The 253-nt window shown below is 47.8% G+C and carries 1 protein-coding gene; it reads left to right on the top strand.

The genetic code is table 11. From position 1 onward, the window contains the following. Positions 1–14: 14 nt before the first annotated feature. The coding region (locus ACTFO6_RS19215) for a hypothetical protein (protein ID WP_439935923.1) at positions 15–253 on the top strand (239 nt) is incomplete at its 3' end.

Below are 253 nucleotides of genomic sequence, written 5' to 3'. Positions count from 1 at the left end.
ATCGATATGTGGACATGCGGCTAGTTATGGTTATCAGGGTATCGCCCCTTACTTCTCGACCAAGGGTTTCTTCCTATGGCCGGCAATATCTGATCACGCAGATCATCGAAGGTAAAACCCTAAACAACCTTTCTGAGCAAGAAGGCCTTGAAGAAGCTTCTTCAAATGCACTAGGATTCATTCTAGCGATTGTTATGCCCGAGCTTGCTCAGCTGAAATCTCGCGAACGCCGTCATGAGGGTTTCGTCATGCC

This window comes from Pelomicrobium sp. G1, assembly GCF_051905455.1.
Classification (GTDB): domain Bacteria; phylum Pseudomonadota; class Gammaproteobacteria; order Burkholderiales; family UBA6910; genus Pelomicrobium.
Note: the sequence above shows the minus strand (reverse complement) of the source record. Positions and strands in the feature narration are given on the sequence as shown.